General features: G+C 56.0%; 12 protein-coding genes. 2 read left to right on the forward strand and 10 right to left on the reverse strand.

All coding sequences use genetic code 11. The features are described 5' to 3' along the window. Nucleotides 1–29: 29 nt before the first annotated feature. From HKN06_03570 to HKN06_03615, 10 genes are all read right to left on the reverse strand, one after another. On the reverse strand, nt 30–1,562 hold the full coding sequence (locus HKN06_03570; protein NNF60392.1) for a hypothetical protein: 1,533 nt from the start codon (nt 1,560–1,562) through the stop codon (nt 30–32). Between the two features lie 70 nt (nt 1,563–1,632). After that, entirely contained in the window at nt 1,633–2,382 is a 750-nt protein-coding gene (locus HKN06_03575) for a hypothetical protein (protein ID NNF60393.1), read from the reverse strand. Between the two features lie 13 nt (nt 2,383–2,395). After that, nucleotides 2,396–3,112, reverse strand: a complete 717-nt coding sequence (locus tag HKN06_03580) for a polysaccharide export protein (protein ID NNF60394.1) — start codon at nt 3,110–3,112, stop codon at nt 2,396–2,398. Continuing rightward, the gene (locus HKN06_03585; protein ID NNF60395.1) at nt 3,109–4,629 is read right to left on the reverse strand and encodes an AAA family ATPase; all 1,521 of its coding nucleotides are present in this window, start codon (nt 4,627–4,629) and stop codon (nt 3,109–3,111) included. The genes HKN06_03580 and HKN06_03585 overlap by 4 nt, the downstream gene beginning before the upstream one ends. Before the next feature lie 15 nt (nt 4,630–4,644). After that, nucleotides 4,645–6,087, reverse strand: coding sequence for a hypothetical protein (locus HKN06_03590; GenBank protein ID NNF60396.1), 1,443 nt, complete (start codon nt 6,085–6,087; stop codon nt 4,645–4,647). Next, entirely contained in the window at nt 6,087–7,559 is a 1,473-nt protein-coding gene (locus HKN06_03595; GenBank protein NNF60397.1) for a hypothetical protein, read from the reverse strand. The genes HKN06_03590 and HKN06_03595 overlap by 1 nt, the downstream gene beginning before the upstream one ends. Before the next feature lie 27 nt (nt 7,560–7,586). Next, complete coding sequence (locus HKN06_03600; GenBank protein NNF60398.1) at nt 7,587–8,237, reverse strand: sugar transferase; 651 nt, start codon at nt 8,235–8,237, stop codon at nt 7,587–7,589. A gap of 12 nt (nt 8,238–8,249) precedes the next feature. After that, nucleotides 8,250–9,074, reverse strand: coding sequence for a hypothetical protein (locus HKN06_03605; GenBank protein NNF60399.1), 825 nt, complete (start codon nt 9,072–9,074; stop codon nt 8,250–8,252). A 230-nt stretch (nt 9,075–9,304) separates the two neighbouring features. Further along, nucleotides 9,305–9,907 (reverse strand): hypothetical protein, encoded by a 603-nt coding sequence (locus HKN06_03610; GenBank protein ID NNF60400.1) that lies wholly within the window; start codon nt 9,905–9,907, stop codon nt 9,305–9,307. Between the two features lie 28 nt (nt 9,908–9,935). Beyond that, nucleotides 9,936–10,742, reverse strand: a complete 807-nt coding sequence (locus HKN06_03615; GenBank protein ID NNF60401.1) for a hypothetical protein — start codon at nt 10,740–10,742, stop codon at nt 9,936–9,938. Between the two features lie 205 nt (nt 10,743–10,947). Between HKN06_03615 and HKN06_03620 the strand changes: the two genes are divergently transcribed. Beyond that, a complete protein-coding gene (locus HKN06_03620; GenBank protein NNF60402.1) occupies nt 10,948–12,147 on the forward strand; it encodes an ATP-grasp domain-containing protein in 1,200 nt (399 codons plus the stop codon). Beyond that, nucleotides 12,144–12,941 carry an amidohydrolase family protein gene (locus tag HKN06_03625; GenBank protein ID NNF60403.1) on the forward strand — a complete coding sequence of 266 codons (798 nt, stop codon included), beginning with the start codon at nt 12,144–12,146 and terminating at the stop codon, nt 12,939–12,941. The genes HKN06_03620 and HKN06_03625 overlap by 4 nt, the downstream gene beginning before the upstream one ends.

Below are 12,941 nucleotides of genomic sequence, written 5' to 3' on the forward strand. Positions count from 1 at the left end.
GCACCCAAGACGAAAAAACAAAAACTAAATCAAGGCACAATGCCTCTGGCAGTTGCACCAAAACGAATATCGGGTTGCGCCTCTGCCTGATTCATTGCGACGCCAAGATGCGCTGCAAGCGTAGGAGCAATAGCATAGAGATTGACCGGTTCCGGCATCTCGCCCGCTTGAATATTCCCATGCGCAGCAAATATCACAGCATTTGGCGTGTGGTCACCAGTCCGGCGCGCCCGGAACTCTCCCGCCACAATGCCCGCCTTCGTCGATCCCACCCGCGAAATTGGCGCATTGCGATTCCAATTTACAAACACGTCCGGCAACTCGTCAAAATGCGGACAGTTCCTGTCGAAATATTCTGACGACAGACAAACGGAGCTAACCATCGGTTCATCCGTCTCCAGATTCCTCAGCTCGAGCAGATCCTGCCTGAGTTGGTGCAATACACGGTCAAAGTGCTCTCCCGGCTGCACGACGCCCTGCGGCTCCCGGCCTGCTACGTTTAATCGAATGGCGCCGGCAATATCATTGTGCGGTACCGGAAAAAACGTGCAGTCTGCCCAGCCCCTGGCATCAGCCGCGTCGGCGGCATTTTTAGCCCGTTTGCGTAGTGGTTGGAAAAACTTGATCCTGCGTGGCAACCGGTGCCAGGTATGTCTGGCGCTCATCATAAGGCGCCTACCGAGCTTCGGCCGACGTTGGTCCAATCTGCCCAGCACCGCTTCCAAAAGATGGTTGCCGGTATAGTTCGGACCCATACCTGGCCCACTGAAGAAGACGACGAGTGTGTCGGTATCAACGCAATCGAGCAGTCGGCCGACGGCGCGGTCCAGCTCGAGATATACTTTCCTGACCGGATCGCCGACGTGATTGGACAGCTCGTTGTCGTGCCTCGGATGTTTGGAATCGCGGGCGTGCCAGCTCTGGTGGCCAATGCAATGAGGATCGTGGAAAACGGTACAGCACAGGTCCCAGTCTTCTTTCTTTAGCAAGTCTGTCGTGAACTCGGTCTTCAAACGAATCCGCCGCGCCAGGGAGGCATACAACGCACCCAGGCCTTCTGGCGTCGGATCCACGCTATCGCAGCGACTGATGCTGTCGAGTCCGTAGTTTGAAATCAGCTCATCACTTAGCCGCTTTGGCGTCACCTGCGGCGTCTGACTGCGTCGATCATGAACCATCCAGTCAACCACCTGTACGCCATTGATATTATCATTGAGACCGAACTTGGGCACATCAACAACAATGCAGCGCTTGCCGTTTTCGCTTAGGACATCCCACAGCGGACGGCTGGCGAGTTGCTCTCGCGGAAAAGAGTATTGCTCATAGGTTCCCGGCTTGATCTGGAGGAAAAAGTAACGCCCATGCGTTGCCGGTGTAACGCCCGTGAGGAGTGACGGCCATATTGCCCCACTACCAAGAAACGGCGGATAAGAAACGCTGGCCCAGGCGCTGCGATCACGCAGTGACTTCAGGTTTGGCAGCGTGCCATCACCACACCATTCATCCAGAAGCGTGGGTTCAGCCGAATCGAAACCGATAACTAGTATTTTTCTGTGTGTCATTGTGAATACGTTATTGTTTTCTTTGTGTCATTGTGAATACGTTATTGTTTTCTTTATCTTATGCATCAAATCACAAACTTATTCCCAACCTGCTCAATACCCTGCGGAGAACTGATGGAACAAAATTCGTGCGTTTGTTGAGCACGACCCCCAGGACATTGGCATCGGCAATCTTCAAGGTCCTGGAGGCACGAATAAGATCATTTGTCTCGGTCCGGTCAGATTCCGCCAGCAGGATTATTCCATCAGCGACTCTTGCACTCGAGTTCTGGTATTCCGGGTGCAGTACCGGAGGGCAATCGAGAACAACCCACTCGAATTCCGCGGCAACCTGACCAAAAAAACGGGCGGTGTCTTCGGGCGAGTACGCGTCGCTTTCTGCGAGCAATGTTGCCGACGTGCAGTTGGACGGAAGCCCGGTACGAGGTGGATGGACAAGCCCGGGGCTGCGCAGGGTCACAACGCTGTCGAGTGCGCCTGGACGACGAAGATTTTGCAAACCTCCGGAACTGTGCGACTTGGCGTCGAGCAGCAGAACCTGAGCACCGGTTTGTCGGGCTATAAACCCTGCCAGGTCACGCGTCAGGACCGAGGTACCCTCGCCGCCCCGCACCCCCATCAGTGCCACTATGCGACCGTGCCTGCGACTATGAATATTCCGCAATGCTTCAAGTAAAGCAAAGAACCGTTCGTCACCCGGCTGCGCGGCGCGCGGTGGCTGCAGGGCCTCACGCGGCGATGATTGCGTCGCCTCACGCGGGTCCAGTTTGCGGGCAACGTCATTGCCAGCGTTGTGCAGTGCATCGAATAGTCGGCTCATTGCCTCAGGCCTGTCAGCTTTCAGGATCGTTCAGATCGTAACCAAAGCCGATTCTGAAGCCACCGAACAGCAGCAGCTGCCGAATGTACTGATCAACAAACCGTACCCTGTCTGCGATACGACTACGAGGCACGTAAACAACATCCGCGGCGGCCAGCCGATACACACGTGTTTCGGGTGCATTGGCTTTCACCGAAAATGGCCTGTTGTCCTCGCCACGACGAATCAGAAGTATTTCATCGGCATCCGCGTCGTCCGTAAGGCCCCCTGCAGCGATCACCGCCTCAAGCACTGTGATCGGAGCGGTAAACTCCACGACGCCTGGACGCCGTACCTGTCCGCCGACGAAGACTCGCTGCCCGCCGAACGAACGAACAGTGATATGGACATCCGGGTCGATTAATTGACTGGCAAATTTTTCGGTCAATTCAGCATCGAGCTGTTCCGGCGTCAATCCTGTTGCGCGTATTGCAGGGATATAGGGCAGTGTAATCAGACCATCTGGCCGAACGATCAATATGTCGTCGAGCTCCGGAGCCGTCATGAAACGGATTTCCAGCTCATCACCCGGCTGAATTACGTACTCCGGGAAATCTTCGACCGGCGCCGTCAACTGTTCCAGCGGCACAGGTGGCGGCGACGGAGACACGGCACAGGCCGCAAGCAGTATCAGGAAGCATCCTACAGGTGCAGCAAAGCGGAATGTCCTCATGATGGCGCCCTCTCTCATGACGCATCCGCCATACGGCGGGCCCGGCGACGCAATTTTCTTTTTATGTACTGCTCGCGTAGTGATTGCAACTCCGCAGTTAACCGCGGCAGAACGATGGTTTGTCCGGGCGAAATATCATGGATGTCCGACAGTCCACTGTTGCGTTTGCGCAGCAGGTCATAAAGTTCCGGCCCGGCAAAGCCATAAATGTCGAGGCAAATTTGCGAAATCATTTCACCGCGACGGATAAGCCGCTGCATTGGAAATCCGGCGTCCGGCAGGTTCTCCGGATCCCATTTGACGCGAAAGACAGCATCCGACTCCAACGGAGCTGCAACTGGCAAGACACTGTCCGGTATAGCAGCAAGGACACTCTCCGAAACAGGGGCCGATTTCACCTCTCGGCTTACCACAGCATCTGATTCGTTGGCCTTGCGCCCGGAAATGGTTGCCTCATCTGGCGTATCGATTGCCGCCGGCGCCGCTATCGGTTTCTGCTCAATCGCTACCATGGTATCCGTATCCCGCTGCGATTTCGTTACAACCGGATCAACAAATACGTGTTGTTCCCTTTCGGCGGCAGGCTGCGCGACCGGCGCCTGGCTGACCGATTGGGCGGTTGGTGTCTGGCTCAACGTTGTGAGCCTAAGTGTAACGAGCGCGACGAGTGCCGCCGCGGCAAGGCCGGAAGCAATTTTCCAGTACGGTAACAGCGGTCGCGCCGCCGGTTGCTCGAGTGTTGCCAGAGCCTCTTTGGCTACCTGGTCGGTGATTATCCACGCCCCATGACCGTATCCGTTCATCAAAACGGCATCACACGCGATATTTATCAGCCGCGGGATCCCTCCGGCAAACTTTATTATTCTATTGAGTGCGCGCTCATCAAAAATTTGTCGTCTTTCGAGCGCAACGGCCTCGATTCGATCATTGATGTAGTCGCGGCTTTCTTCAGTAGTCAGCGGAACGATGGTCGATTTTACCGCTATGCGCTGATGCAGCTGACGTAATTCCTGCCGGGCCAGCAGCTGCTCCAGCTCCGGTTGCCCGGCCATAACGATCTGCAACAGCTTCGACCGCTTGGTCTCAATATTAGACAGCAAACGCAGTGATTCGAGAGTTGTAACCGGTATATTTTGTGCTTCGTCAATCACCAAAATGACGGTGCGACCACTTCGGAACGCCCGCACCAGCGCAAAGTGGATTTCGGTAACGATTGCCGAACGTGAGGCGCCCTCCCTGATAGTGATGCCGAGCTCTGCGGCGACAAAAACTATCAGTTCTTCGAACGTGACCTGGGGATCGTAGACATAGATGACTGAAGTGGACTCTTTGTCCACTGTATCCAGATATGCCTGCAGAATAGTCGTCTTGCCAGTCCCGACTTCGCCTACAATAGCAACAAAGCCGCGACGGTTTTCAATCCCGTACACAATAGACGCGAGCGCCTCTTTGTGGCTGTTACTGAGAAACAAATAGGTCGGATCCGGCGTGACCGGGAACGGTTCTTCGGTGAGCTTGTAGTACTCAGCATACATAGCAGCAAACCTGCATCATTTCGACCGATCCATGGTCGCCAGAACGTCCAGCCCGCTTCTGCGTTCGACCGTTAGCGGCTCGCCCACTGTCGGGCGAAACACATTCATGATGAATGCTACGAAAACACCGGCGAGGAGCCCAAGAGGTATGGCCAGAAACACCCTGCCCTTGCGCGTCATGCCGATGGCAGAGCTGGGCGGAACTGCTGGCTGGACGACCCTGATGTTGGTGCGATTCTGCTCGTCAAGCGCTGCAAAAGCGCGTGAATCAGACAGATTGTTTAGTTGCGCGTCGAGCGCGCTGCGATGGCTCTCCACTTCCCGTGCGAGCTCATCGTACCGGGAGTTAAGTGACGAGACCCGCACGATTTCCTGATCGAGCTGATCCAGCTGCAGGGCGGTCGCGTCACGCCTTGCCTCGGCTGCTGACAAATCTGTTTGAGCCGCCAGTAGTTGTGCCTCGAGCGTTTGATAGAGCGTGTTGGGGCCCGTACGGACGCTTTGACCGCTGACATCGTTGCCTTGTTCGGCGATAAAAGCCTCAAGTTGTGCAATCCGGGCCCGCACACTGGTCACCGCCTTGCTGTCTTCCCTGTAGGACGAAAGCAGATTCTGTTCCTCCAAACGAAGCTCAAAAATCTGCGAACGAGCCTGATCGAGCCGCCGACCTCTTTCCGAGTCGGTATAAAGAACGATTGTTCGAGGCTGAAGCTTGAGTTGTCCGCCCAGTGCCTTTTGCTTTTCTCTCATTTCACTGATAGCGCGTTCGGCATTGGCCAACTCGGTCGCGAGCTGGTTACGAGTGCTTACCAGTAAATTCGCCTGGCTGTCGAACTCAAATATCTTGTTCTTTGCTTTGAAAGAAACAAAGTCGGATTCGGCTTCACGCAATGCCGCCGTCAGCCGGTCGACCTCACCCTGGAAAAAACCAACATCAGAGTTGCGATAGACGTCCAGTCGTTTCGAGCGGTATTCATTGACAAGCTCGTTCAGAGTATCCGCAGCAAGATCGGGATCAATATGCCGAAAATAGACATTGATAATGCTGGAACGCTCGATGCTGTTGATATCAAGAGCTGACGCGAAATTGTCTATTGCGTCTTCCAGCGCGTCATCCGAACCGGCCAGGTCCGGATATAGTCGGTTGATTCCGATCGTGGCGATCACCCGCTCCTTGAGATCCCGACTGGCCAGGATCTGCACTTCGGCGTTGATCGCTTCTTCCATGCCGGTTCGCTGTGGAACCGTCTCCCTGCCGTCGCCGGTCTCTGCACGATAGACAAACTCCCGCCCGAATTTGACGAGCAGGGTAACCTTGGCCTCGTATGTCTTTGCCATCAATAGTGAGCCCACAACAGCGATGATGACTGTCAGGGCCGTAACGCCAAAAATAATTTTCGCGTCGCGAAATACCAGGTTTATGGCCGAGGCGAGAAAATTTTGTCCGGAGCTATTCATTACGACACTGGTTCAGGGGGCACAATGCCCGGGTGGTTGCGATCAGCCAACGCCGCGGCTTGACCGGCCTGCTGGCTGAGCATACCCGATACCGCCAGGATCAGGCCGGTCATCAGCCAGAAATACCTGGGATACGCGTCATGCAGGAAAACAGCGGCGACCAGATACGCAATGAAACCCATCGCCAGACCCGCAACCATGTCCGCCGCATCCTCGCCACCGACCCGATCGGGATGACGCAGCGCTTCAACCACGACCCTGCCAAAATACAGCAATAACGCTGCGAAGGTGCACAATCCCAGCAAGCCGCGCTCGGCCGCTATTTCCAGGTACAGGCTATGGGCCGGGCGGGCCTGACCACGCGGCATCTGGTCAAATTCGATCGTGTAACGCTGAAAATACTCCGGATAATTCTGGTAGCCCACGCCAAGCAGCGGGTGATCGCGAAACATTTCCCACGCGACCAGCATTTCGCTGGCACGACCGCGAACGGAAACGTCCGCCCGCTCCTGCGACAGCGCCGGCAACGCAGAGGCGAAGCGATCGAGATAGCCCGTGGGCAGCAAGGGCAGGCTCACGAGCACCGCCAAAGCACTCAATGCCATCAGCCTGCGCCGTGAGCGGCTAGCCAGTATCGCAATTCCCGCAACCACCAGGACGGCTACAAACGCACCGCGTGAAAAAGTAAGAATGACCGACGCCAGACCCAACAACAACGCCGCGCCAGCTGCAATCTGAAGCCCGATAAACTTTTCGTTAATCATGCGCTCTACTGCTATTGGCATCGCGATGAGCAGCAGCTGACCGAAGTAATTCGGGTCATACAGCGGGCCGGACATCCGGAAGATCTTTTGTTCACCCAACATGAAAGAAATGCTGGATTGGGCGAAACCTCCGTATTCCGGAGTGAAATTCCCACTCAGGAATTTTACGGTGCTGAGGCCACCAAGGAAGATAGCGCCGCCCAGAATACTCCACAAAGCGATCCGCAAACGGTCCGGGCGCCAGATGAGCATGGCAATCCCAAGCGCCAGCGCGAGGCTTTTTAGCAGCTCGGTCAGCCCATCGCTCACCCGATTGCTGTCCTGAGCGTAGTAGAACGACAACGTCAGCGCGATCAAGTACACCGTCAGCACCAGCATCGCCTTTCCCGGAAGGTATGGCCGGTGTCCGCTGCGCACCCAATCGGCAAATAGCAAAACTACTATGTACGGCAGGTAACCTTTCGCCACGGATGCCACGCCATGATATTCAATCAGGACGGCTGACAGATTGACGTAAATAGCGAAGATCAGCAGGGCCAGGCCAATCTCGGTGCGCCAGACAGTCAGTGCAAATATTCCCAGCGCGCCGAACAGCAGCGCAACGGTTTGTGCCGCTGGTACTCCTGCCGCTGCCAGGCCGGCCAGGGTTGCCGCAGATACGGCCAGAAAGCCGAGTGCCAGCTCATTGATCGTGAAATTCCTGACCACAATGAATCCAAGCTGCGGCCTTGACAGCTAGGCGCCTTTCAGCGCGGCGGGAATGGTAAACAGCATGATCATAATATCAAGCATCAGCGATCGGTTACGGATGTAGAGGATATCCAGGCGTACACGCTCCTCAAACTCCAGATGTCCACGACCGGCGATCTGCCACAGCCCGGTCAATCCTGGACGCACCTCCAGACGGGCACTTTGCCAGAGCTTGTACGTATCCGGCTTGAAAGACGTTGGCCGAGGGCCAACGAGAGACATATCGCCCAGGAGCACGTTAATAAGCTGGGGTATTTCATCGAGGCTGGTTTTTCTTAGTATCTTGCCCACGCGCGTGATGCGCGGGTCATTGACCACCTTGAAGTCGGGCCAGGCCAGCTTGTTCTGCCGGGCCAGCTCTGTTTTGAGCTTCTCGGCGTCCGCGACCATGGTGCGGAATTTGAACATGGTAAAGCGGCGTCCCCCGATACCGGTGCGCTGTTGAAAAAACAGCACGGACCCCCGCGGGTCCTCGAGTTTGATCGCCAGGGCCACCAGCAACATGAGCGGCAAGGTAATTGGCGCGGTTACAAGAACCAGCGCGAGGTCCAGACCTCGCTTGATGGCGGCATACGGTTTTCCGGTGAGAACCTTGAATCTCGGCAGAAAAGATCGAGCGGCAACGGTTTCAGTCATGTCTTGGCCCTGCTATGCGACGGCGGATTCTACCTGACGCACATTGGAATGTGCAGCATGATCCGGCATCAATTTCAGCCGGGCCTCACTGCGCAATTCACCCGTGGTCAGCGCTTCCGATGGAAATTCAGCCCAGCCAAATCTGACCTGGCAGCCGCTTAGCTCCTGGAAGCTCAGGCGGAGCCGGTTCACGAACAACATTGCACCCTTGATATCTGTCTCTGGACAAAGCAGTAAAATTTCATCTGGTTGATTGGCTGCATGCACCTGATCGCTCAATCGGACCGATTCATTGAACAGGCTGCTCAACAGAGCAGCATCAGAAGCACTCAGGAGTTCCATTGGTTTGTCGAATTTGACGACTACATGACAGAAGGATCGCTCGTAGCGACGACTGTGCAGCATCTCCATATCAAGCGCATGTTCGAAATGCTCGGCTGGCTGCAGCGATGAAATTTCGTGAGTATCGGCCTGCGGCTGCCGGCGACTCACATCGTGGCGCTGAAGAGCCTGGACAAACCAGAGACCCGCCGGGACAACCAGCAGATCCAGCAGCCGCGGCCCCTCAACCCAGTTCGTCAGGTATGACGAGATGTACAGCGCCATTAACACGCCGCCAACTACGACCGAAAGTCCCCGCGTCAATGCCCGGGATGCCGGCCAAAACCTTGCCAGTGCCAGAAACGCAACCAGAACCGCAGCTGATATCCAGCTACTGTCATTGAGAAAAATATACCCAAACAGGGCCAGCGAGACCCCGATTACGGCCAGCCAACCGGACCATTTACTACCGTTACCCGGCGCCCTTCCGGCGCGTTCTATCTTGTCTGTCTTCACTGAAGCCTGTCCCGCGGTTCTACCGCGTTGTTTTATGAGTTTGAGTATTCGCCACACACACGGGTGCCACGCCCGACGGATGTTCGAAATGACCTCGCTTATTTGTTTCTTTTTGATCCGCTAGCGGACACTAATTTGCCACGGCGGATCGTGACAAAGCAACTCGGGCGGTAATTTAACATAACGGATACCGAATCGATAGCCAGCGTGCTACCGGAGCATCCTTCTCTCTAGCGACTATCAGACAATGCGGTCATCGCAGCGCCGGCGAAATAGGCCAGCCAGAACAGCAGGCCCGCGAGCTTGGCGCTATCTTCATACAAGGTTCCAATTTGCCATGGGGATACCAGATCGACCAGTCCGGAGATAGCAAAAAACACCAGCGCCGTCATGAGCAGCAGGGCATCCCTGGCCCGCAATCGCTGTCGGTATGCCACCAGCCACGCCCCAACCAGTACAGCATAGCCGGCTACGACCGCCTCCTCAGGCAGGCCGAAATGCGGCAGCACACTCTCGTGCAGCAAAAAAGCATCGTCAATCCCGAGCAGCAGGCTCAATGCACCGGCTGACAGGAAAAACGACCAAACCCGCGCGCCAGCCGAGGCGCGGTTCAGGACAGCGGCGGCCAGAAAACAGATAGCCGCCGAACCTGCCCAAAGGAAGATACCGATCTGTGACAGAAACCCGATATAAGGCGGTCCTTTCAGCACCGCTGTCGGGTCGCGTGTCAGCCTGCCAAAAGGCTCATCCCAGCCAAGGTGAACCACGATTGTCGACCCTATCAGCCCGACTGTGACCAGCAAGACTACCAGGGTAATTCGAAGAATCGGCACCCATCCTTGTCCTGCCGTTCCTCGAGACTCAGTGGTCATCCGCAGAGAAATCCCTGTAAAGCGTGACGAAGCCGGAATAGCGACCCTCGGCACTGTCCTGCCGAAACGGGCGCGTTGGGTCGATCTCGGTTACGCCGTGCATGGTGCGGGTGTCATAGACGAGGATATCGCCCAACTCGGCATGCTCTTCATAATAGTGACGTATGCCATCACGCTCAAAATAGCCGCCACCGAACACAAAGTCGTGATCCGGGCTACCGGACCCCTTCTTGCTCATCACGATTAGCGGCTGGAAGTAGGCCTCTCCACTCAATCCAAACTGTTCATAGATAGTCGGCACGTAGTCCTCCCGGTGCCTGCTCATGAAACCACCCCCGCGTGGATAGTGGTGTATGCGGGCCGCAGTCCAGAACCCGTCTTCTATGCGATCTATCGCAAAATCCAGCTCGAACCCCATCAGTACATTGCGTAATCTCGCCGCTGCGCGAAACGGCTCACGCATCCCAAACAGATCCTCCGCAAACACCGGGTTGTAGTAAGTACGCAGGCACTGCGGGTGTGCGTTGTCCCGAAGTTCTCCACCGCCAACGGCAAACTTCTGGTGATTGTTGTAGAGATCCTGCGGCTTCTCCCCCGTCGCGGGGCAATCGTTGCCTACTAGCAGCGTCTCTTCAATGCGTCTTTTTGCTGCCCTTATGGTCTCCGGATCGATCAGGCCACGGACATTGACCACACCGTGCTTCCGCCCGATATCCAGCAGCTGCACCTGGCCAAGCTGCTCCGGACGCTGTACCTCAAGGGTTATCGTGTCCAGCAGTTTCTTTGTCGTATCCATAGCTGATTTGTCGTCTTCCCAGGATCCCTGGATTCTGGTTCTGGCTTATCGTTTCTGTGTAATTTAGCATTGTTCGCGCCACTCAGCAGAGTGGTGCCGGAAATTTTTATCAACACACAGAAACGCATCACGTTGTGTTTCATTCAAATTGAGATCACCTACCTCTCTCGGTGCGATAAAAAGTCGCAAGAGATTTAGCCGACGAATGAGCAAGCAGCGATTAATGATCCTGGGCGGAGGCGTGCAACAGGCGGCTCTTTACCGGCGTGCCCTTGCCATGGGGCTGGAGGTATTCGGCGTGGATCCCGATCCCCGCTGTGCTTGTCGTGCGCTGGCCAATGGTTTCCATGTTGCCGACCTGAGGGATGAATCGACGCTGACAGAAATAGCACGGCGGATTGGGATCGCCGGAGTGGTGACAGTGGCTGCAGACTATCCGGTGCAAGGGCTCGCCGCGATCGTCCATGCGCTGGGGTTACTGGGCCTGAGTCGCGAGACTGCGCTGGCCTGCACCGACAAGGCACGGATGCGGCAGACCCTGAATCAAGCTGCAATCGCCATCCCGGACTTTCAGATCTGCGAAGATCGCGCCGACGTCGATACAATCCTGCAGGAAAGCCCCGACGGATTAGTGCTCAAACCAACAGGCGGTTCCGGCAGCAAAGGGGTTCGGTTCCTGCATTTCGGGACACCGGCACGCGATGTTTCGGCCGCGTTTCAGGAGGCTGCCGCTTTCAGTCAAAGCGGTCAGGTGCTGGCCGAGCAATATATAACAGGTCCTGAATACTCGGTAGAAGCTGTTAACGTCGATGGCGAACCCCACGTCATAGCCATCACCCGCAAACAGACCTCGGGCCCGCCGCACTTTGTAGAGACGGGGCACGATGTGCCGGCGTCGCTGAGTGCGGCTGAAAGCAGCGCGATCCAACAGTGTGCAAAGGGCGCAATTAATTCACTGGGCATTGTGAACGGCGCATCGCATACCGAGATAATTGTCGATGGCGGCACACCGAAAATTATCGAAGTTGCGGCCCGCCTGGGAGGTGGCTATATCAACTCGGACCTGATACCGCTGGCAACCGGCGTGGATATGTTGGGTGCAGCCATCAATGTTGCGCTTGGCCGTACACCAGATCTTAGCGTGACACGAAACGCCGGGGCATCGATCCGGTTTTTCCAACCGCGAGCTGGTACAGTACAGAAAATCGACCTGCGCGACGCCGTTGAGATACCTGGAGCCGTCAAAATAGACCCAATTCTCGCCGTCGGCGACCGGGTCAGCGAACTACGCGATTCGAGAGACCGTCGGGGCTTCGTGATTTCCATGGCTGCCAATCAGATCGAATCTGCCAGGATCGCGGAGCTCGTTGTGTCGACCGTCATCATCGAAACTACAGACCCATGAAGTTCTTCGACTCTCTCATCCATGTACAGCCAGACGGCGGGTGGCTTAATAACAAAGACGATTCGGGCATCGACCGATTGTTGCAGGACATCGACGGCCGCGACTATCGGGCCTGTCTGGTAGCAATCGCCGGGTATCAACGCAACGAAGACCTGGTTACGTTATCGATGCAGCATCCGGAATTGTTCGTACCGATTGCCGGCTTCAATCCAGTGGCGTATGACAGCACCGCTGAGCGCCAAAGCGCACTGACAAGCCTGGCCGCTACCGGTTTTCCCGGTATCAAGCTGCACCCGCGCCTGAATGAGTATGATCCCCTGGATCCATGCTGCCTGGAGACCATTGAGTACGCCGGCCAGGCGGGACTGATCGTGTTTCTGGATACTTTGTTTCGCCAGAAAGGCCGGGTTACGGCGTACGCGCCAGACGTCGTCGATCGCATTGTCAATGACTGTAATCCTCAACGCCTGGTTTTACTGCATGGCGGCGCCTCGTCCCTGCTGGATATGTTTGAGATGGTCCGAATGCACGAAAACCTGATTCTGGATCTTTCTTTCACGCTGATGCGTTATGCGGGCAGTTCACTCGACCAGGACCTGGCCTTTGTCTGTCGCGAGCTTGATCAAAGGGTGGTTGTTGGTTCTGACTATCCTGAGTATCTGCCGAGCGATGCACGCCAGCGAATCGGGACGTTGATGGACGGGCTGCCGTTAGCAAAACGTGAAAACGTGCTCTACGCTAACCTGGAGCGACTGTTCGCTGGCTGGGGCGGATTAAAGAGCAACCGGATCTGA

This window comes from Gammaproteobacteria bacterium, from assembly GCA_013003425.1.
Taxonomy (GTDB): Bacteria; Pseudomonadota; Gammaproteobacteria; order Steroidobacterales; family JABDKV01; genus JABDJB01.